Genomic DNA, 19052 nt, shown 5'->3' with positions numbered 1-19052 from the left:
GCTGGGGGTGAGGATGAGATGGTGGAGTTGGGAATGTCGGAGCGAAAATCCTGTCTCTACGAGCACCGCGTAAGGGATGACGCGCCGCGGCAAAGCCACTACAGCCCCGCGCCATGCTGCCAGCGCTCGCGCACATCGACACCTGGATCTTCGATCTCGACAACACGCTCTATCCGGCCAGCGCGGACCTGTTCGCGCTGATCGATCGGCGCATGACCGCCTTCGTCGGCGACCTGCTTGGGCTCGATCCGGTGGAAGCGCGGCGGGTGCAGAAGGACTATTTCCTCGGCCACGGCACCACGCTGGCCGGGCTGATGGCGAACCATGAGATCGATCCCGCCGCGTTCCTCGCTTATGTCCACGACATCGAGATGGACGCGCTGGAGGAGAACGCCCCGCTCGCCGCCGCGCTGGCGCGGCTGCCCGGGCGCAAACTGGTCTTCACCAACGGCGACAAGCCCTATGCGCTCAAGGTGCTCGATCGGCTCGGCCTCGGCGCCAGCTTCGAGGCGGTGCACGATATCACCGCGATGAACCTGGTGCCCAAGCCAGCGCCCGCCGCCTATCAGGGGCTGTGCGACGCCTTCGGCATCGATGCCGCCCGCGCCTTGTTCGTCGAGGACATGGCGCGCAACCTCAGACCCGCCAAGGCGATCGGCATGGCGACGGTGTGGGTCGACAACGGGTCCGAGCAGGACCACGACGCCGACCGCTCCTATGTCGATATCCGCGTGACCGATCTCACCGCCTGGCTCGAGACCCTGTTGGAGACCCCATGACGACCGACCTCGCCGCCACCATCGACGCCGCCTGGGAGCAGCGTGCCGAGCTCGGCCTGGCCACCGCGGGCGAGGTCCGCGTCGCGGTCGACCGCGCGCTGGCGCTGCTCGACGCCGGCGAGGCGCGCGTCGCGGAGCCCGATGAGGCGGGCGGCTGGCGCGTCAACCAGTGGCTCAAGAAGGCGGTGCTGCTGAGCTTCCGTCTCAACGACAATGCGTTGATCGATAACGGTCCGGGCGCTGGCCATTGGTACGACAAAGTGCCCAGCAAGTTCTCGGGCTGGAGCGAGGACGAGTTCCGCGGCGCAGGCTTCCGCGCGGTGCCGGGCAGCGTGGTGCGGCGCGGCGCCTTCGTCGGCAGGGGTGCGATCCTGATGCCCAGCTTCGTCAACATCGGCGCCTATGTCGGCGAAGGAACGATGGTCGACACCTGGGCGACGGTCGGCAGCTGCGCGCAGATCGGGCGCAACGTCCATCTCTCGGGCGGGGCGGGGATCGGCGGCGTGCTCGAGCCGCTCCAGGCCGATCCCGTGATCATCGGCGACGGCGCCTTCATCGGCGCGCGCGCCGAGGTGGCGGAAGGCGTCCGCGTCGGCGAGGGCGCGGTGCTGTCGATGGGCGTGTATCTCGGCGCTTCGACCAAGATCGTCGACCGCGAGACCGGCGAGACCTTCCGCGGCGAGGTGCCGCCCTATGCGGTGGTGGTGCCCGGCTCGATCGGCGGCGGTGAGGGCAAGCCGGCGCTCTACTGCGCCGTTATCGTCAAGCGGGTCGACGCGCAGACGCGGAGCAAGACGAGCATCAACGAGCTGCTGCGCGACTGAGGCGGCCGCGGCGAGGAGCTCGGCGTACGGTTCCAGACGTGAGAAGGGCCGCGACCTCGCCGGTCGCGGCCCTTGCGCCATCAACGATCGACGGATCAGGACGCCTTGGGCAGCCTGATCGACGGGCCGATCGTCTCCACCACCTGGCGCGCGTTGAAGGCGCGGACGTTGCCCGGCTCGGGCGAGCCCTTGAACATCACGATCTCGGCCGAGGCCTCGTAGCGGTCGACGGTGCGGATGTCGGCGCCGCCGCCCCAGCCGCCCCACGGGCCGCCCCAGAACGGATCCCACGCGCGATAGCCGAAGCCGCGACCGTAGAAGCCCCAGCGCGGCCCCCACAGCCCGCCGCCGAAGGCGCCGAAGCCGGGGCCGAAGCCGCCGTAGCCCGGCGTCGAGTAGGTGCGCGCCTGGCGATCGGTGTCGCGATCCGCCATCACGAAGTAGTCATAGCCGTTCTGCAGTGTCAGCTCGGCCGAGCGAAAGAGCAGGTAGCGCTCGACCACGTCGCGGTCGGTGACGGTGTTGCCCGCGAAGGTGACGCGGAAGCGGTTGGGCTCGATGCGGGTGTCGCTGTAGCCGGTGCGATAGAAGCCCGATCCGGTCGCCGGGCGATAGGCTGTCTCGGTCGCGCACGCCGCGACCAACGTGGTGCTGGCCGCCAGCGCCACGACAGCGGCGGTGCGGCCCCATTTCTTCAACATGGCGAGTCACTCCAATCGCACCAGGGCGGCACGACTGGCGTCGTGTAGCCGAGGCGAGTGGAACGTGCGATGAACGGAAACGCTCCGCTTGCCAAGGGCGCGGCGGAGCGCGCTGACCGCCGGCGGGAGTGGAGGTGAGCATGCTCCAGACGGTGCAGCGGAGCGGCCAGAGCAGCACGGCGTCGCCCGGACCCCACCTCCACTTGCAGGGGAGGGGCTAGGGTAGGGCGCTGCCGCAATGGTGACGCCAGCGGAGGCGCCCCAACCAGCCCTCACCTGGAGGGGAGGGCTTGATGAATTCGATGATCGTTCTCTTGGAGAGACGAGGGAGAACCGCGGATGGACGACGGCGACGACTACACCGAAGAGGACGCGCTGATCGTGATCGATCCGCAAGTCGACTTCTGCCCCGCCGGACGGCTCGCCGTCGCCGAGGGCGACGCGATCATGGCACCGATCGCCGCGCTGGCCGAGCGCTTCCACCACGTCGTCGTCACCCAGGACTGGCATCCGGCGGGTCACTCGTCCTTCGCGAGCAGCCATCCCGGCCGACGGGCGTTCGACACCATATGCCTGCCGTACGGCGAGCAGGTGCTGTGGCCCGACCATTGCGTCCAGGGCAGTGCGGGCGCGGCCTTCCACCCTGAGGTGGCCGGCGCGGTCGCGCGCGCCGGGCTGATCCTGCGCAAGGGTGCCAATCCGGCGGTCGACTCCTACTCGGCCTTCTACGAGAACGACAAAGTGACGCCGACCGGCCTCGCCGGATATCTACGCGACAAGGGCGTGCGGCGCTGCGTGATCGTCGGACTCGCGTATGATTTCTGCGTCGCTTGGTCTGCGCTCGACGCGCGACGCGACGGCTTCGCCGCGCTCGTTCTCACCCACTACACGCGCGCGATCGCGATGCCCGCGCCGGGCGGCAGCAGCGTCGATGCTGCCGAGGCGGCGATGCGCACCGCGGGGGTGCGCTTCTAGCGCCGGCTCAGGCGGCGGCGCTGCCGAAGCCGCGCCGCTGCGCCGCCTCGACCAAGGCGCGGTGCGTCGGCAGGTTGGCGAGCGCGACGCCGACCTGGCGCCGCACCTCGCCGAACGCGCGCCGCGCGTCGTCGCGGTAGCGCAGCGCGCCGGCGCGCGCGCTCAGGTCGGTACGCCAGCCCATGCCATAGAGGACGTACTGCCAGCTCGCCTCGGTGAAGATGTCGACCTGCGGGTCGATGTCGAGCTCGTTGGGCCAGCGGTGGCGCCAGCGGTCGAGCAGCTCGAGCAGGCTGGCGGTGTTCGAGGTATCGGCGACATTGTCGCGCCAGAAGTCGGTGTCGCGCCGCTCGGACAGGCAGTAATGCAGCTTGATGAAGTCGAGCGCGCGTTCGTAGCGGCGCAGCAGGTTGGCGTTGAACTGGCGCGCCGAGGTCTCGTGATCGCCGCTCCACGGGAAGAGGTTGGCGATCATCGCCGCGGACACCTCGGCGAAGGCGATGCCGGTCGCCTCGAGCGGCTCGAAGAAGCCGCTCGACAGCCCCACCGCGACGCAGTTGCGCCGCCAGTTGACCTCGCGGAAACCGGCCTCGAAGCGGAAGCGGCGCACCTCCGCCTGCTTGCCGCGCGGGCCGAGATAGCGTCGCAGTGCGCGCTCTGCGGCCGTGTCGTCGCTGTGGTTGGACGAGTAGACATGGCCGATGCCACGGCGCCGATCGAGGCCGATGTCCCAGATCCAGCCCGCTTCCTGCGCGGTGGAGATCGTCTGCGAGGCGATCGGCGCATCCGCCGTCTCGTACGGCAGCTGCGCCGCGAGCGCGCGATCGCAGAACAGCACGTCGCGGCACGAGCGAAACGGCACGCCCATCGCCTTGCCGATCAGCTCGGCGCGAAAGCCGGTGCAATCGACGTAGAGGTCGGCGGTGAGCGTGCCGTGGCGCTCGGTGTCGACCCGCTCGATCGCGCCGCTGTCGGCGAGCGCGACATGGGTGACGGTGTCGATCAGATGGGTGACGCCGTTCGCCACCGCGCGCTCGCGCAGCAGCCCGGCGAGCGCGACCGCGTCGAAGTGGAAGGCGTAGTTGAGCGGCCCGAGATAATCGGGGTGGGTCGGCAGCTTGGGTGCGCGCGCCGCGTCGGCGGCGGCCTTCTGCGGGGTAGAGACCTCGTCCCACTCGGCGTCGCCCGCGGCGCCGCTGAGCCAATAGGGCAGCAGCTCGAGCCCGCCCGGCGCCTCGGCGACCTGGAACGGGTGCATGTAATGGTCGCGGCCGGGCGTGCCCGGCGCGCGCTGCCAATGGACGAAGCGGGCGCCCTGTTTGAACGTGGCGCCGCAGCGGCGCACCAGCTCGGCTTCGTCGACGCCGATCGTGGCGAGCGTGCGCCGGATCGTCGGGAAGGTGCCCTCGCCGACGCCGAGCACGCCGATGTCCCTGGACTCGACCAAGGTGATCGCGACGCCGTCGGCGAGATCGGCGCCGAGCCGCTTGGCGAGATAGCCGGCCGTGAGCCATCCGGCGGTACCCCCGCCGACGATCAGCACGCGCTTTCTCATGGCCGTCCTCCCGCTGCCCCGCCGCGGTTCGGCGGGGCAGCTCATCCTATCAGAACGAGAGGTTGATGCCCGTGCTGATACGACGGTCCGACTGGAACCAGCTGCGGCCGACGAGCCGGCCGTTGGGGTAGCCGCCCATCAGCGTCCGCTGGGTCGAGGCGGTGAGGTTGGTACCCTGCACGCCGAAGGAGAAGTTATCCGTCACCTTGAAGCGGATACCGGCGTCGAGCGAGCCGTAGTTGCCGCCGTAGATCGGCAGCGCGATCTGCGTGCTGGTGTTGGTGCCGCCGTCCAGGTCGGTCAGCACGCCGGGCGCGCTGTAATAATTGTACGTGCCGTTGGTGCCGTTGCTGTTGGTCGACAACAGGTACCTGGAACGCCACGAGTAAGCGACCCGAAGCGAGAAAGGATTGCGCTCGTACAGCAGCGTGGCGTTGGCGTTGTGCTTCGACAGACCGACGAGCGGCGCGTCGTTGCGGATCGTGCCGCGGATGTCGCGGTACAGGTCGCCCGGGTTGCTGCTGTCGATGAAGGTGTAATTGCCCTCGAAGCCGAAGCCGCTGAGGAAGCCGGGCAGCATGTCGAGGAAGAAGCGGCCACCGACCTCGACGCCCTTCACCGTCGCGGCCTTGCTGGAGTTGATATAGTCCGAGGCGGTCGCGGTGACGGTCTCGGTCGCGCCGTCGGTGAAGACCACGTTCACCTGCCGCTCGGTGATCGAAAAGATCGGCAAGTTCTTGAGGCGCTTGTAGAAGGGCGCGATGTGGAAGGACGTGCCGGCGCGGGCGTAATATTCCATCGAGATGTCGAAATTGTGCGACAGCGTCGGCTTGAGCAGCGGGTTGCCCGTGTCCGCGGTGAAGTTGGCGAACAGCGGCGTCAGCCCGGCTCCGCCCGGGTTGCTGATCGTGGCGACCCCGACCGATCCTGAGGAGCGCAGCGCGGTGAAGCTCGGCAGGTCGAGTGTCACGTTGTAGCTGCCGCGCAGCTTGACCTTGGCGCTGGGCGAGAACTCGAGGTTGATCGAGGGTAGGAAGCGCGTGAACTCGGCCTCGCCGCCGCGCGGCACGAAGGTGTTGGCCAGCGTTTGCGGCACGCCGTCGCGCAGATAGACGGTGCCGCCGTTCTGCTGGACGTAGCCGCTGCCCTCGTTGCGGATGTTGACGACGCGCAGGCCGATGTTGCCCGCGACGCCGGGCATATTGTCCTGCGGCCCGAAGCGCAGCAACGCGTAGCCCGCGATGTTGCGGGTGCGGTTGTCGACCTGGTCGCCCGGCAGCACGAAGCCGACGGGGCGGATGCCCGAGGCGCCACCATAGCCGCTGCCTACGGGCAGCGGGCCGGACGCCGAGCAGTTGAACTCGGTCCCTGCCGGGCAAAAACCCGCCGGCGGCGACTGGACCAGTCCGGTACGATCGCGGTTGTAGCGCGACGCCAGCGCCTGCGTGGGGAACATCAGGTTGCCCGGCAGCGCGGTATTGCCGCGGAAGAAGTCGTCGAAGGTGTGGACCGCGACGTCGCCCGGCACCGCGTTGGCGTAGGTGAGCTGCGGGTCGCCGTTCCAGCCGCGGCCCAGCGCGGTCCAGTTGTAGCCGTTGGCGAAGTCGCGTTCTTTGCGCTCGGCCGCACGCGCGCCGACCTTCACCGAGCGGAAGAAGCTGTCGTCGAACGTATATTCGGCGTCGACCTGGGCGCTGTCGAGGCGGCCCTTGTTGTTCTCGTTGTGCGGCATCGACGCCGACCAGAAATAGTTCGACGGGTCGGCGAAGGCCGCGCGGGTGTCAGCGCCGACGCTGATCAGCGGAAGGTCGCCGGTCAGGTCGATGCCATAGCTGTTTCCGAAGCCGACCTCGCGGAAGATATCGATCCGGTCGTAGACCTGATGCGAGTCGACCCGCTGGATCGCGCCCTTGATCGAGAACGGGCCGCCGTCGGGCGCATAGGCGAACGACAGCGAATAGTCGCGCGTTACGGTATTACTCTGGACGAAGCCCTTGTTGCCGCTGCTGGTGATCGCCGCGTTGGTGGGCGCGAACGTATCGGTGTTGCGGTTGTAGAGCGCGTCGGTCGACAGCAGCAGGCCGTCGCTGTCGAAGCTGCTGGTCGCCGGATTGACGGTCAGCGTCTGCGAGTCCAGCTGAGTGCCGTAGTCGCTCGACTGGCTCTTGTAGCGCGACTGGAAGAAGGTGCCAGTGAAGGTCAGCGAGTCGCTCGGTGCCCATTGCACCGCGCCGTAGATACCGTAGCGGCGATACTGGAACGCCTCGTCACCGTAGGCGAAGCCGCTCGGCACGTACTTCTCGGTGCCGTCGCTCAGCTTGGTGAGGAAATACGGGCTGGTGCGGAGGAACTGCGAGAGCGAGCTGAACTGGCTGAAAGCGAGGTCGGCGAGCACGCCGATGCGGCCGATGCCCGTGTCGAAGCTCTTCGTGACGAGGAACGAGCCGGTCGGGTCGGCCTTGTTGGCCATGTCGCCCAGCGCCAGCTCGCCGGTGCCGGCGACATGGAAGCCGCCGTCGAAGTCGAACGGCAGCTTGGTGCGCAGGTCGATCTGGCCGCCGGTGCCGCCCTCGATCAGGTCGGCGGTGGAGGCTTTGTAGACGTCGACCGCGGCCATCAGCTCGGGGGTGACGTCGCTCCACAGGATGGCGCGGCCGTTATTGGCGCTGAAGATCTCGCGGCCGTTGAGGCGCGAGGCGACACCGGTCAGGCCGCGCACCTGCACGCCCGAGCCCTGCACCGAATAGTGATCGGGGTCGCCGAGCGCCGCGAAGCGGACGATCGACACGCCCGAGACGCGCTGGAGCACCTCGGTGATCGAGTTGTCGGGCAGCTTGCCGGCGTCGTCGGCGACGACCGAGTCGATGATGGTCTCGCTGCGGCGCTTGCGGTCGTCGGCGGCCTGGAGCGCGGCGCGGCGGCCGGTCACGACCACGTCGCCCGTGTCACTGGCGCCGGGCTCACCCTGATCCTGGCCGGGGACGGCGGCCTGGCTGGCGTCGGGGGCGATCGGCTGCACCTCGGCCTGTGCCCACGCCGCGCCGCTCAGCCCGAGCGCGAGCAGCGCCGCGAGCGAGGCGCCGGCGCGCAGTGAGCGCCGGTGAACGTTAACAGGGCGCGCGAGTCGAAGCCGGTCTTCCATCATCCCCCCTAATCCGCCGCTGGGCGACGGGCCATAATGGTGCGCCTTGATGAGCGCTACCACGGGGCTTGTAGCTGCGGTGCCTTGTCCGATCAATGTGAAACTTCTGACACTTGGAGCAGCGTCTTCGTGTAACCGCTTTCTCGCCGAGGTAAGCGAAAGCTCGCGATGTGCTCGCCCCGTAATGAGGATTGAACGAAGTCGGTGTAAGCTACTGACGCGACAAGGATTTTATGGCAGTAACACTGCTGTGCGCCCATATGAGCTTGCGACTATTCGCACAGCGGTCAGCGTCGCTCTCACAGCGCTCTCTTTATTGGTAGCGTTACCGCAGCGTACGATTACGTCGCAGCCTTCGCGCAAAGACACGTGCCTGCTCGCAGACCATCGGCCCGGCGCTTGAACATCGATGTGAGAGAGTGGCTCCCCGAGTTGGATTCGAACCAACGGCCGCTCGATTAACAGTCGAGAGCTCTACCGCTGAGCTATCGGGGAACGCTGTGGAGGGCGTCTATAGCCGTGGATTCGCGCGGCGCAATACCCTTTGTGCCGGATCGGCGATCAGGCGACGAACTGCTCCATCGCGATCCTGTCGTCGAGCGCATGCTCGGGGTCGAACAGCAGCGTCAGCTCGCGCGCGCGATCCATCGCGATGTCCACCTGCGCCACGTCGCGCACTTCGCGCTGATCGGCCACGGCCGAGACGGGGCGCTTGTTCGAGTCGAGCACGCGCAGCGACACGCGCGTGCGGTCGGGCAGGATCGCACCCCGCCAGCGCCGCGGGCGGAACGCGCTGATCGGCGTCAACGCCAGCATCTGCGAGCCGAGCGGCAGGATCGGGCCGTGCGCCGAGAGATTGTACGCGGTCGAGCCCGCCGGCGTGGCGACCAGCACGCCGTCGCACGACAGTTCGTCCATGACGATGCGGTCGTTGATCTTGACTTCGATCTTGGCGGTCTGCCGCGTCTCGCGCAGCAGCGACACCTCATTGATAGCGGGCAACGTGTGGACGCGCCCGTCCACCGCGGTGGCGGTGGCGGTGAGCGGCGTCACCTGGAAGGCGCGCGCGCGCTCGATCCGCCCGTCGAGGTCGTGGCGCCGCCACTCGTTCATCAGGAAGCCGACCGTGCCCAGGTTCATGCCGAACACCGGCACGATCGCGCGGCGTCGCTCGAGCAAATTGTGGAGCGTCTGCAACATGAAGCCGTCGCCGCCGAGCGCGACCACCATGTCCGCCTCGTCGAGCGCACACCAGTCCCACGTGTCGGCCAGCTCGGCGCGCGCCGCCTGCGCCGGGGCGGTGGGCGAGGCGACCAGCGCCCGCCGCGGATAGCGGCTCATCCGCCGGTGACGCTCATGTGCCGCGCCACCGCGGGCGCGGCGTCGCGCGCGATGCGGAAATCGTGGCGGCGCGGCTTGGTGAGCAGCGCGTCCTCGATCGCGGCGTCGAGCGCGCCCACGCCGCCGTCGCGCAGCGCCGCGCGCAGGTCGCGCTGGTCGTCGTGGCCGAGGCAAGTGTAGAGCCGCCCCTCGGTGGTCAGCCGCACGCGGTTGCAGCCGTCGCAGAAATTGGCGGTGAGCGGCGAGATCAGCCCCAGCCGCGTGCGCCCGCCGTCGACCTGCCAGTAGCGCGCGGGGCCTCCCGTTACCGCGGCGTCGCGGGTCAGCGTAAACGCCTGATCGAGCCGGTCCTTCACGACGGTGAGCGGCAGGAAGCGATCGGTGCGGTCCTCGTCGATCGCGCCGAGCGGCATCGTCTCGATCAGCGTGAGATCGTGGCCTTGCGCGACGCACCAGCGCAGCATCGGCGCGATATCGTCCTCGTTGAGGCCCTTGAGCGCGACCATGTTGATCTTGACCGCGAGCCCGGCGTCGCGCGCGGCGGCGATGCCGTCGAGCACCTCCGCGACGTCGCCGTGGCGGGTGACGTAGCGGAAGCGCTCGGGGTCGAGCGTGTCGAGGCTGACGTTGACTCGGCGCACCCCGGCGGCGACCAGGTCGGCGGCGTAGCGGCGCAGCCGCGTGCCGTTGGTCGTCATGGTCAGCTCGTCGAGCGCGCCGCCCACGTGGCGGCCGAGCCGCTCGACCAGCATCATCACGTCGCGCCGCACCAGCGGCTCGCCGCCCGACAGTCGGATCTTGCGTACCCCGCGCGCTACGAAGCGCTCGGCGATGATCGCCAGCTCCTCGAGCGAGGCGATCTGGTCGCGCGGCAGGAAGGTCATGTGCTCCGCCATGCAATAGCGGCAGCGCAGGTCGCAGCGATCGGTGACCGAGACGCGGAGATAGCGGATGACGCGGCCGAACGAGTCGACGAGGGGCGCGGGCGCGCGGTCTAGATCCATGCCTGGCACAACGCAGAGAGCTAGGGAGTCGTTCACGGCAGAGCAAGATGATTGCCGCGCGCCGCGCCCGCGCCTACCAAGCGCGGGATGGAGCGGCGGTCACGGGCGATGCAGCGGGGCGGGCGGCGCCCGGGGGAGAGCGCGGCCAGCGCCGAGCAGCTGCGCCTGGTCGAAGCGCACGCGGCACGCGGCGTCACCGCGATCGTCGCCGCGCCGACCAGCTTCGAGATCGTCAACACCGCTTACGGCCGCGCCGCGGGCGATCAGCTGGTCGAGGCGATGGCGGAGCGGCTCGCGCACGAACTCGCCGGCCACGAGATGGCGGCGGTGCGCGGCGGCGCCACCTTCACGATCGTGGTCGCGGGTGACGCGGCGACCGGCGACGCCGCGGTCAGCCGGGTCGAGCGCGCGCTGGAGCGACCCTTCCTGATCGACGGCGAGACGATCCACGTCGGCGCGCGCATCGGCGTCGCGCGGATGACCGAGGACGAGCCCGCCGAGCACCTGCTGCGGCGCGCCGCCGAGGCGCTGGCGCGGGCTCGCGCGAGCGACGGCGCGACCACGCGAGTCGCCGCCGAGCACGAGGGCGTGCCGCTCGCCGCGCTCGCCGCCGACCTGCACCGCGCGATCGAGCGCGGCGAGATCGACGTTCGCTTCCAGCCGCAGGTGCGGCTCGTCGACGGCGCGGTCACCGGGGTGGAGGCGCTGGCGCGGTGGCAGCACCCGCGGCTGGGCGTGCTCGGCGCCGAGACCCTGCTCGCCGCGGCGCATCGCGCCGATCTCGGCGTGGCGCTCTCCGACCAGGTACAGGCGCTGGCGCTCGAGCGTGCCGCGCGCTGGCCGACGCGGATGGGGTCGTTGCGGATCGCGGTCAACGTCACCGCCGCCGACATGGCGCGCGCGCCCTTCGTCGAGCGCTTCCTCGCGCGGGTGCGCGCCTCGGGCGTCGGGTTCGAGCGAGTCACCGCCGAGGTGACCGAGACCGGGCTGATCGACGACCTGGACGGCGCCGCGACCGCGCTCACCGCGCTGCGCGCCGCTGGCTGCCGCGTCGCGCTCGACGATTTCGGCACGGGCTATTCCAGCCTGTCCTATCTCACGCGTCTGCCGCTCGATTATCTCAAGATAGACCGCAGCCTGGTGCAGACGATCACCGGCGACGCGCGCGACCGCGTCGTAGTGGAGGGTGTGATCGCGATCGCCGCCGGTTTGGGGTTGGAGACGGTGGCGGAGGGGGTCGAGAGCGAGCGGGAGCGCGCGTTGCTGGCCCAGCGCGGCTGCACCTTCTACCAGGGCTTCCTTTGGGCCGGGCCGCTCGACGACGCGGCCCTGCAGGCGCGGCTGGCATGAGCGACCCGCGCGACCTGGGCGGCACCTGGTACGGGCGTTACGAGGGCGGGGGCAGTCGACCCAACAGCTTCATCGCGCGCCTGACCGAGCGCGGCGGCCAGCTCAGCGGGACGATCAGCGAGCCGGACGATCTCGGGCTGGAGCCGGTGCGGCGCGCGGCGGTGAGTGGCCGGCGCGACGGCGCGGCGGTGACCTTCGTCAAGCAATATGACGGCGAGGTGCTGGTGCACGCGGTCGACTATCGCGGGACTGTCGACTCGCGCGGGACCGTGGTGCGCGGCGACTGGTCGTTCGCGACCTACGCCGGCAGCTTCACCATGACGCGCGAGCGGTTCGACGCGGACGAACTGACCGAGGCGGTCGGCGACGAGGCGGAGGTGGCACGATGAGCGCGACGATGTTGATCTGGGCAGCCGTGGCCGCGGCGGCGACGCCGCAGGCGCAGGTCGAGGCGGTGATGGCGGACAGCGCGGCCGGTTGGAACGCGGGCGATCTCGCGCGCTTCACCGCGATCTACGCGCCCGACGCGGTCTATGCTGCGGGCGGCGAGGTGGCGCGCGGCAAAGAGGCGATCGCCGCGCGCTATTCCAAGAGCTTCGTCGGCGGCGGCAATGTTCGGGGGCGGCTGAGCTTCACTCCGGTGATGTGGCGGCCGCTCAGCGCGGTCCACCTGCTCCATGTCGCCCGCTGGACGTTGACGTCGACGGGAGGCGCGACGCCGCAGAGCGGGCTGACGACCTTGCTGTTCGAGCGACGCAAGGAGGGTTGGCGGATCATCTCGGACCACAGCAGCTGAGGGGAGCGGTGAGCGGCAGCATCGGTGAGATGTCGCGTCGCTCACCTATACTGTTCCCCGGCGAGGGCCGGGGTCCAGTTGGGCGACGGCAATGAGTCTCTCCAGGACCTTCCCAGCTGAGTCCCGGCCTTCGCTGGGGAACGAAGTACGTCAGGGCGCGCAGCTCATACTCGCCGCTTGTTAGTCGAACGCCGCCCACACCTACACCGTACCACCCTGGCGGATGCCGAGTTCCAGTTGGGTGACGGTCGCGGGATTCACCGCGATCTTCCCACCTGGACCCCGGCGTTCGCCGAGGTGGCAGGCAAAGCCGTGGAATGAGTCGTCGCGAGCGGCGCTCCGCCGCGGCCCCTCACGCCGCCGCCTTGGCCAGCCCTTTCGACAATTGCAGCGCGCCGTGCAGCCGCGCCTTCGGATCGCCCCAGGCACGCGACAGTGCCAGCTTGCTGTCGGGCCGTAGCTTGGCCACGCCGCCGAGCCGGTCGACATAGGCGAGCAGCCCCAGGACATTGGGCGGCTTGTCGTCGTGGAAGGTGACCAGAGCGCCCTTCGGTCCCACGTCGAGCTTGGCCACGCAGGCGGTGCGCGCGTTGAGCTTGATCTCCATCACCTTGACCAGATTGTCGGTCGCCTCGGGCAGCGCGCCGAAGCGGTCGATCATCTCCGCGGCGAAGCTCTCCAGCCCGCCGACCTCATCGATCTCGTTGAGACGGCGGTACAGCCCCATGCGCAGGTCGAGGTCGGGGACATAGTCCTCCGGGATCAGGATCGGCGCGTCGACGCTGATCTGCGGCGAGAAGTCGCGCTGGCGTTCGCGCAGGCCACCCGCCTTGGCCTCCATGATCGCCTCCTCCAGCATCGACTGGTAGAGCTCGTAGCCGACCTCCTTGATGTGACCGGACTGCTCGTCGCCGAGCAGGTTGCCCGCGCCGCGGATGTCGAGGTCGTGGCTCGCCAGCTGGAAGCCTGCGCCGAGCGAGTCGAGGTCGCTCAGCACCTTGAGGCGCTTCTCCGCGGCATCGGTCATCTGCCGCTCGGGCGGTGCGACCATATAGGCATAGGCGCGCGTCTTGGAGCGGCCGACGCGCCCGCGCAGCTGGTAGAGCTGCGCCAGCCCGAAGCGGTCCGCGCGGTTGACGATGATCGTGTTGGCGGACGGGATGTCGATCCCGCTCTCGATGATCGTGGTCGAGACCAGCACCTCGAACTTCTTGTCGTAGAAGGCGCTCATCCGCTCCTCGACCTCGCTCGGCGCCATCTGGCCGTGCGCGACGACGTAGCGGATCTCGGGCACCTCGCGGCGCAGATATTCCTCGATGTCGGGCAGATCGGCGACACGCGGAGTGACGAGGAAGCTCTGTCCGCCGCGATAATGTTCGCGCAGCAGCGCCTCGCGCAGCACCACCGGGTCCCACGGCATGACATAGGTGCGCACCGCGAGCCGGTCGACCGGCGGGGTCTGTATCACCGACAGCTCGCGCAGCCCGCTCATCGCCATCTGCAGCGTGCGCGGGATCGGCGTGGCGGTGAGCGTCAGCATGTGGACGTCGGCGCGCAGCGTCTTGAGCCGCTCCTTGTGCGTCACGCCGAAGCGCTGCTCCTCGTCGACGATGACGAGCCCGAGTCGCTTGAAGTCGATCGTCTTGGCGAGCAGCGCGTGAGTGCCGACGACGACGTCGATCCCGCCGCTCGCCAGCCCGTCCTTGACACGCTTCGCCTCGGCGGCGGGGACCAGCCGCGACAGCCGCCCGATGTTGATCGGGAAGCCCTCGAAGCGGGCCGAGAAGTTCTGGTAATGCTGGCGCGCCAGCAGGGTGGTCGGGCAGACCACCGCGACCTGCATCCCCGCCATCGCGGCGACGAAGGCGGCGCGCAGCGCGACCTCGGTCTTGCCGAAGCCGACGTCGCCGACGATCAGCCGGTCCATCGGCTTGCCCGCGGACAGATCGGCCAGCACCTCCTCGATCGCGCGGTCCTGGTCGTCGGTCTCGGTGTACGGGAAGCGGTCGACGAAGGCGGGATAGCCCGCGCTGTCGGGCTCGGCGACCTCGCCCGGGCGCAGCGCGCGCTCGGCCGCGACCGCGATCAGCTCGCCCGCGATCTCGCGGATCCGCTCCTTCATCCGCGACTTGCGCCGCTGCCATGCTTCGCCGCCGAGCCGGTCGAGCGCGGCGCCCTCCTCGGACGAGCCGTAGCGCGACAGCACCTCGAGATTCTCGACCGGGATGTAGAGCTTGTCGCCCCCGGCATATTCGAGCGCGACGCAGTCGTGCGGCGCGCGCGCGACCGGCACCTGCGTCAACCCGACATAGCGGCCGATGCCGTGATCGGTGTGGACGACGAGGTCGCCCGGTGACAGCGTCGCCAGCTCCGCCAGGAAAGCGTCGGCCGACTTGCGGCGCTTGGCGCGGCGCACGAGCCGGTCGCCCAGCATGTCCTGCTCGGTGAGCACCGCTACGTCGGGCGCGGTGAAGCCGTGGTCGAGCCCGACCACCGCCATCGCCACGCCGCGGTCGGCGGCGCCGAGCGACTCCTGCCACGTCTCGGTCAGCCGCGCGCCGGTGAGGCCGTGGTCCTCCAGCAGCGAGCGCAGCCGCTCGCGCGCGCCGACCGAGTAGCTGGCGAGCACCGGCTTGCGTCCGTCGCGGCGCAGCTTGGCGACATGCGCGACCACCGCCTCGTAGACGTTCGCCTGCGCGGCGCGCTCGGGCGCGAAGTCGCGCGGGCCGTCGACCTGGAAGTCGAGCACATGGGCGGACTCGGGCTCGTGGAAGGCGGTCGCGAGATGCGCCGGCATCGCCGCCACCTCGCGCGCCCATTCGTCGGCGTCGAGGTAGAGCGTCTTGGCGGGCAGCGCGCGATAGCTGCCGGGCTCGGCCGCCTCGGCGCGCTTGCGGTTCTCATAATAGTCCGCGATCGCGTCGAGCCGGCCCTCGGCCGCCGCGGGCGTGCCGCTGTCGCGCACCACCACCGCGTCGGCGCCGAGATGGTCCCAGACCGTCGCCAGCTTCTCCTCGAACAGCGGCAGCCAATGTTCCATGCCGGCGAGGCGGCGGCGCTCGCTCACCGCCTGGTAGAGCGGGTCGCCCGTCGCGGTGGCGCCGAAGGTCTCGCGGTAGCGGGTGCGGAAGCGCTTGACGCTGTCGTCGTCGAGCAGCGCCTCGGAGGCGGGGAGCAGCACGAAGCCGTCGAGCCGCCCGGTGGTGCGCTGGTCGGCGGGATCGAAGCTGCGCACGCTCTCGATCTCGTCGCCGAAGAAGTCGAGCCGCAGCGCCTGCTCCTCACCGCTGGGGAAGAGATCGACGATGCCGCCGCGCACCGCATATTCGCCCTGGTCGTGGACGGTGTCGGTGCGGACATAGCCGTTGGCCTGGAGCAAAGCGGCGAGCCGGTCACGATCGATCCGCGCGCCCGGCTTGAGCTCGGCGACGAGCTGGCGGAGGCGGAACGGGGTAAGCGTGCGCTGCGTCAGCGCGTTGACCGTGGTGAGCACGAGCTGCGGCGCGCGAGGCTTCTGCTGGAGGCGGTGGAGCGCGCCGATCCGCTCTGCCATCACGCGCAGCGTCGGCGAGGCGCGGTCATAGGGCAGGCAGTCCCAGGCGGGCAGCTGTACGACCTCGAGCTCGGGCGCGAAGAAAGGCGCGGTGGCGGCGAGCCCGCGCATCTGCGCCTCGTCGGCGGCGACGAACACCGCGCGCAAGGGCGCCGCGCGCGCCAGATCCGCGAGCAGCGCGGGCAGGAAGCCTGCGGGCACGCCCGCGAGCGTCAGCGGGGTGGTCGCGCGGAGGATCTTGCTGAGGTCGGGCATTCGGGTCCTTGGCTGAAAAGTTCGCGGGTGCGCATGGCGGTCACAGTGGCGAGGACCAATTCCTCCTCCACCACCACGCCGTCACCCCGGACTTGTTCCGGGGCCTACCCTTCCGCATCCCTGGTGGCTGCGGCGCTTGTGGCCCGGTGGATCCCGGAACAGATCCGGGATGGCGCATGGGCAGGGCGGCGAGGAGTCACCAGCGCTCCCCTCACGGGATCGTCACGAAATCCACCCGGCGCATCACCTGCATCATCTCACCCTCCCACTCGGGCGGGCAGGGCAGCGAGCCGATCGCCCATCCCATGATGTCGACGTCCTGCTCCTCCAAGAGCCGCTCGAACCAGTCGAGCTGCTCGGGCGTCCAGCTCGCGGCGTGAGTGTCGAAGAAGCCGCCAATCATCAGATCGGCCTCGCGGGTGCCGCGATGCCAGGCGCGGAAACGGAGGCGCTTGAGCCGGATGTCCTGGTCCACGTGATCTCCCGTCGGCCGCGCGCGGCCCGTCCATGCCATAGCGGAGCGCTGCCACGACGCCGCCGCAAGCTTTCGCTGGCGCGGCGGCGGGAGGCAGAATAGTCGGGCGCTACATAGTCATGCGACCCGAGATCCTCAATCCGCTGTTCGCCGAGGTGGCCGCGCTCAAGGGCGTCGGCCCGGCGCTGGCCAAGCCGCTTGATCGGCTCGGCATCGCTCGCGCGGTCGATCTGCTATTCCATCTGCCCTCCGGCTGGGTCGACCGGGTGGCGCGCGACGAGCTCGACGCGGCCGACGTCGGCCGCACGATCGCGATCACGCTTACCCCGCGCGACTATCGCAGCGGCTCGAGCCCGCGCGCGCCGACCCGCGTGCAGGCCACCGACGCGGCGGGCAATCACGCGAGCCTGGTGTTCTTCGGCGGCGGCTCGGGCTGGGCGCGCAAGCAATTGCCGCTGGGCGAGCCCAAGCGAGTCTCGGGCCGGCTCGACCGCTACGGCGACGCGCTCCAGATCGTCCATCCCGAGATCGGCGGCGAGGAGGAGGGCTTCCGCGCGCGCGAGGCGATCTATCCGCTCAGCGAGGGGCTGACCTCGCGCCGGCTGGCCGCGTTGGTCGAGCAGTCGCTGGCGCGCGCGCCGGTGCTGGACGAGTGGATCGAGCCCAGCCTCAAGGCGCGCCACGACTGGCCCGATTGGCGCAGCGCGGTCGAGCGCATCCACGCCGACCCGGCCGACGCCGTCGCGCGCGCGCGGCTCGCCTATGACGAGCTCTTCGCCAACCAGCTCGCGCTGTCGTTGGTCCGCGCCGACACGCGCAAGCGCCGCGGGCGCGCGTTGCAGGGCGACGGAAGGCTGCGCGACCTGCTGCGGCTACCCTATCGGCTCACCGGCGCGCAGGCACGCAGCGTGCGCGAGATCGAGGGCGACCTGGCGCAGAGCGCGCCGATGCTGCGGCTGCTCCAGGGCGACGTGGGCGCGGGCAAGACGCTGGTGGCGGCGATGGCGCTGCTGATCGCGATCGAGGCGGGCGCGCAGGGCGCCTTGCTCGCGCCGACCGAGATCCTCGCGCGCCAGCATCACGACACGCTGCGGCGGCTGCTCGCCGGGCTTCCGGTCGAGATCGCGGTGCTGACGGGGCGCGACAAGGGCCGCGCACGCGAGGCGACGCTGATGGGTCTGGCGGACGGCTCGATCCAGCTGCTGATCGGCACCCACGCGATCTTCCAGGAGGCGGTGCGCTACCGCGACCTCGGGCTGGTGGTGGTGGACGAGCAGCATCGCTTCGGCGTGGCGGAGCGGATGCTGCTCCAAGCCAAGGGCCAGACCCCGCCGCACGTGCTGGCGATGACCGCGACCCCGATCCCGCGCACGCTGACGCTCGCGCTCCACGGCGAGATGGACCAGAGCCGGCTCGACGAGATGCCGCCCGGGCGCGAGCTGATCGAGACCCGCGTCGTCTCGGAGGAGCGGATCGACGAGGTGGTCAACGCGCTCGGCCGCCATCTCGCGGAAGGGAAGCAGGCCTATTGGGTCTGCCCGCTGGTGGAGGAGAGTGCAACCAGCGACCTGCAGGCGGCCGAGGCGCGCGCGGCCTCGTTGCAGGCGCGTTTCGGCGACCGCGTCGCGCTGGTCCACGGCCGCATGCGCGGCGCCGAGAAGGACGCGGTGATGGCGCGCTTCTCCGCGAACGAGGCGGGCGTGTTGGTGGCGACGACCGTGATCGAGGTGGGCGTCGACGTGCCCAACGCGACGCTGATCGTGATCGAGCACGCGGATCGCTTCGGGCTGGCGCAGCTCCACCAGCTGCGCGGGCGGGTCGGGCGCGGTGGCGGGCGCTCGGTGTGCCTGCTGCTGCGCGGCGGGTCGCTCAGCGAGACGTCGCGCGCGCGGCTGGCGCTGATGCGCGAGAGCAACGACGGCTTCCGCATCGCCGAGGAGGACCTGCGCTTACGCGGCGCGGGCGAGCTGCTCGGCACGCGCCAGTCGGGCGAGGCGATGTTCCGCCTCGCCACGCCCGAGCTGCTCGGCGAGCTGCTCCCCGCCGCGACCGACGACGCGCGCCTGCTGATCGACCGAGACGGCGGATTGGAGGGGGCGAGGGGGCAGGCGGCGCGGGTGGCCCTCTATCTGTTCGAGCGCGAGGCGGGGGTGGCGCTGCTGCGATCGGGGTGAGGGGGCGAGTGCGTCGACTGATGTGATCGCAGCCAATCGATTATCTCCGCGAGGCAATGACCTTGTCGCCCGATGGTCGAGGCGCTGTTGATGGTCCTTCATGGAGAGCCGCGGCCAACATCGCGTCT

At 70.1% G+C, this 19052-nt stretch carries 14 protein-coding genes and 1 tRNA gene; 7 read left to right on the top strand and 8 right to left on the bottom strand.

Annotation, left to right across the window (positions count from 1 at the left end):
- Window positions 1-113 precede the first annotated feature (113 nt).
- Window positions 114-779 (top strand): pyrimidine 5'-nucleotidase, encoded by a 666-nt coding sequence (locus tag KZ820_RS08575; RefSeq protein ID WP_219748243.1) that lies wholly within the window; start codon window positions 114-116, stop codon window positions 777-779.
- The gene (gene dapD, locus KZ820_RS08570; protein WP_219748242.1) at window positions 776-1603 is read left to right on the top strand and encodes a 2,3,4,5-tetrahydropyridine-2,6-dicarboxylate N-succinyltransferase; all 828 of its coding nucleotides are present in this window, start codon (window positions 776-778) and stop codon (window positions 1601-1603) included. Before KZ820_RS08575 ends, dapD begins: the two co-directional genes overlap by 4 nt.
- A 95-nt stretch (window positions 1604-1698) precedes the next feature.
- On the opposite strand, the gene KZ820_RS08565 is transcribed toward dapD, so the two are convergent.
- A complete protein-coding gene (locus tag KZ820_RS08565) occupies window positions 1699-2304 on the bottom strand; it encodes a CC0125/CC1285 family lipoprotein (RefSeq protein WP_183944272.1) in 606 nt (201 codons plus the stop codon).
- Between the two features lie 339 nt (window positions 2305-2643).
- Between KZ820_RS08565 and KZ820_RS08560 the strand changes: the two genes are divergently transcribed.
- Window positions 2644-3279, top strand: a complete 636-nt coding sequence (locus KZ820_RS08560) for a nicotinamidase (RefSeq protein WP_219748241.1) — start codon at window positions 2644-2646, stop codon at window positions 3277-3279.
- A 7-nt stretch (window positions 3280-3286) separates the two neighbouring features.
- On the opposite strand, the gene KZ820_RS08555 is transcribed toward KZ820_RS08560, so the two are convergent.
- The 5 genes from KZ820_RS08555 to moaA form a co-directional block, all read right to left on the bottom strand.
- Window positions 3287-4834, bottom strand: coding sequence for a tryptophan halogenase family protein (locus KZ820_RS08555; RefSeq protein WP_219748240.1), 1548 nt, complete (start codon window positions 4832-4834; stop codon window positions 3287-3289).
- Window positions 4835-4883: 49 nt separating this feature from the next.
- The gene (locus KZ820_RS08550) at window positions 4884-8039 is read right to left on the bottom strand and encodes a TonB-dependent receptor (protein ID WP_219748239.1); all 3156 of its coding nucleotides are present in this window, start codon (window positions 8037-8039) and stop codon (window positions 4884-4886) included.
- Between the two features lie 357 nt (window positions 8040-8396).
- Window positions 8397-8471: transfer RNA gene (locus KZ820_RS08545), tRNA-Asn, on the bottom strand.
- A gap of 66 nt (window positions 8472-8537) precedes the next feature.
- Window positions 8538-9317, bottom strand: a complete 780-nt coding sequence (locus tag KZ820_RS08540; protein ID WP_183925132.1) for an NAD kinase — start codon at window positions 9315-9317, stop codon at window positions 8538-8540.
- Complete coding sequence (gene moaA / locus KZ820_RS08535; RefSeq protein ID WP_219748238.1) at window positions 9314-10321, bottom strand: GTP 3',8-cyclase MoaA; 1008 nt, start codon at window positions 10319-10321, stop codon at window positions 9314-9316. The genes KZ820_RS08540 and moaA overlap by 4 nt, the downstream gene beginning before the upstream one ends.
- A gap of 108 nt (window positions 10322-10429) precedes the next feature.
- Between moaA and KZ820_RS08530 the strand changes: the two genes are divergently transcribed.
- From KZ820_RS08530 to KZ820_RS08520, 3 genes are read left to right on the top strand one after another with little or no spacing between them, the layout of a single operon-like run.
- A complete protein-coding gene (locus tag KZ820_RS08530) occupies window positions 10430-11671 on the top strand; it encodes a GGDEF domain-containing phosphodiesterase (protein WP_219748237.1) in 1242 nt (413 codons plus the stop codon).
- Entirely contained in the window at window positions 11668-12060 is a 393-nt protein-coding gene (locus KZ820_RS08525; RefSeq protein ID WP_219748236.1) for a hypothetical protein, read from the top strand. The genes KZ820_RS08530 and KZ820_RS08525 overlap by 4 nt, the downstream gene beginning before the upstream one ends.
- Entirely contained in the window at window positions 12057-12467 is a 411-nt protein-coding gene (locus KZ820_RS08520) for a YybH family protein (protein ID WP_219748235.1), read from the top strand. The genes KZ820_RS08525 and KZ820_RS08520 overlap by 4 nt, the downstream gene beginning before the upstream one ends.
- A gap of 352 nt (window positions 12468-12819) precedes the next feature.
- On the opposite strand, the gene mfd is transcribed toward KZ820_RS08520, so the two are convergent.
- Together mfd and KZ820_RS08510 are read right to left on the bottom strand one after the other, a co-directional pair.
- Entirely contained in the window at window positions 12820-16275 is a 3456-nt protein-coding gene (gene mfd / locus KZ820_RS08515) for a transcription-repair coupling factor (RefSeq protein ID WP_219748234.1), read from the bottom strand.
- Between the two features lie 211 nt (window positions 16276-16486).
- Window positions 16487-16750, bottom strand: a complete 264-nt coding sequence (locus KZ820_RS08510) for an FAD assembly factor SdhE (protein ID WP_219748233.1) — start codon at window positions 16748-16750, stop codon at window positions 16487-16489.
- A gap of 119 nt (window positions 16751-16869) precedes the next feature.
- Here KZ820_RS08510 and recG point away from each other — a divergent pair, with 119 nt between their 5' ends.
- Window positions 16870-18924 (top strand): ATP-dependent DNA helicase RecG, encoded by a 2055-nt coding sequence (recG, locus tag KZ820_RS08505; RefSeq protein ID WP_219748232.1) that lies wholly within the window; start codon window positions 16870-16872, stop codon window positions 18922-18924.
- Window positions 18925-19052: the final 128 nt, after the last annotated feature.

Source organism: Sphingomonas citri, assembly GCF_019429485.1.
Classification (GTDB): domain Bacteria; phylum Pseudomonadota; class Alphaproteobacteria; order Sphingomonadales; family Sphingomonadaceae; genus Sphingomonas; species Sphingomonas citri.
This window is presented reverse-complemented; position numbering and strand designations above follow the sequence as displayed.

Coding starts and splice junctions, on each gene's coding strand:
- recG (WP_219748232.1), top strand. CDS start 16,870: ATGCGACCCGAGATCCTCAATCCGCTGTTCGCCGAGGTGGCCGCGCTC.
- KZ820_RS08560 (WP_219748241.1), top strand. CDS start 2,644: ATGGACGACGGCGACGACTACACCGAAGAGGACGCGCTGATCGTGATC.
- KZ820_RS08565 (WP_183944272.1), bottom strand. CDS start 2,304: ATGTTGAAGAAATGGGGCCGCACCGCCGCTGTCGTGGCGCTGGCGGCC.
- mfd (WP_219748234.1), bottom strand. CDS start 16,275: ATGCCCGACCTCAGCAAGATCCTCCGCGCGACCACCCCGCTGACGCTC.
- dapD (WP_219748242.1), top strand. CDS start 776: ATGACGACCGACCTCGCCGCCACCATCGACGCCGCCTGGGAGCAGCGT.
- moaA (WP_219748238.1), bottom strand. CDS start 10,321: ATGGATCTAGACCGCGCGCCCGCGCCCCTCGTCGACTCGTTCGGCCGC.
- KZ820_RS08520 (WP_219748235.1), top strand. CDS start 12,057: ATGAGCGCGACGATGTTGATCTGGGCAGCCGTGGCCGCGGCGGCGACG.
- KZ820_RS08525 (WP_219748236.1), top strand. CDS start 11,668: ATGAGCGACCCGCGCGACCTGGGCGGCACCTGGTACGGGCGTTACGAG.
- KZ820_RS08540 (WP_183925132.1), bottom strand. CDS start 9,317: ATGAGCCGCTATCCGCGGCGGGCGCTGGTCGCCTCGCCCACCGCCCCG.
- KZ820_RS08530 (WP_219748237.1), top strand. CDS start 10,430: ATGCAGCGGGGCGGGCGGCGCCCGGGGGAGAGCGCGGCCAGCGCCGAG.
- KZ820_RS08575 (WP_219748243.1), top strand. CDS start 114: ATGCTGCCAGCGCTCGCGCACATCGACACCTGGATCTTCGATCTCGAC.
- KZ820_RS08555 (WP_219748240.1), bottom strand. CDS start 4,834: ATGAGAAAGCGCGTGCTGATCGTCGGCGGGGGTACCGCCGGATGGCTC.